Source organism: Aquimarina rhabdastrellae (assembly GCA_947387485.1).
GTDB lineage: Bacteria > Bacteroidota > Bacteroidia > Flavobacteriales > Flavobacteriaceae > Aquimarina.
Genome location: CANDNT010000053.1, coordinates 1 through 1,199 on the forward strand (window position 1 = coordinate 1; position 1,199 = coordinate 1,199).

1 protein-coding gene is annotated in these 1,199 nt (G+C 29.0%); it reads left to right on the top strand.

Translation table 11 applies throughout. The annotated features are described in order from the left end of the window. Window positions 1–490: 490 nt before the first annotated feature. The coding region (locus ACYEKI_RS21200) for a hypothetical protein (protein ID WP_459213214.1) at window positions 491–1,199 on the top strand (709 nt) is incomplete at its 3' end.

Below are 1,199 nucleotides of genomic sequence, written 5' to 3' on the forward strand. Positions count from 1 at the left end.
GAGGTTTGTATTGGTGATTTAAAACTACCTGTAAGCCAAAGCTATCTTCAAAATTTAAAAGATATTCACTTCTAAAACAACTAACATATTTAACTTTCATGTTATTTATATTAACTTCTGTTGAATGACCTAGTTGTAGTTATTTGGCTAATTCTAAATGGGTTATTTTATTAGAACTTTTATTTTTAATTAATCGGAGATATCAAATTTTTGTATCTGATATTTTTAATTAAATGCATTTCCTCTCATAATTTCATCACAAATTCAATGGTTTTCGTACCAAGTGCCTTCTAACTAGTACCTTTTTTAGGTGTAACTGTGATATTCAGAAATTATAAAGGTCTTAAGCAATTGGCTTTACATAATTTAGATTTATGATTTTTAATTCCGGAACTAGTCAAAATCATAAACATCATTAAAAAATCAAAATAAATACAAAATCATGAAAAACCATATATTAGTTTTCATTAGTCTGTTTACTTTCATGTTTGTGAATTCACAAACAACTCAATATTTAGGAGTTAAACCTGCTTTACAAAAATCAAGAATCATTAAAAATGTTCCTTATGAGAGCAATGGGTATTTAGTAATGCATAAAAATAGTCGTATTGATTATTGGATCATTAAAGCAATAGAAGATGGTAAGGTTCAAAGAGTATATGAAACGAATCGAGGGGAAAATCATATACGATTAGAACAAAAAATATTCTCCAACAGGTCTTATTCTTATAAGATACTTGGCATGTCTAAAACAAATGAAACTATTATTGACTTAGATGCTATGCCTACAGAAGATGAACCAACATGGATATATAATGATTGTAATAGACCAACTTGTGTAAAAACTACAGGAGCATCTAACTATGCTTATGCCATGCAAATTTTTGAACATATTAATAATGATTCCTACAAATTAAAATTAAGCAATGCATGGAGTCATGTTGATGAAGAAGAAGGTATTCGAATTCCTTATTATATAGAAGTATCTGAAAATAATCTTGGAGATGCATTAACTGACCAAGGGCATAGTATTTATCAAGGTCCATCATCTCAAACTTATCTTCCTAATAATGGTATGTATAAAGTCGCTTTAGGAATGGGAGAATGGATGAGTGACATAGGTACAACTACAGATCCAATAAATGGCATAGGGAATGAAGGTTGTACCTTATCTTTTGGTACTGCTTTAAATAGGATGA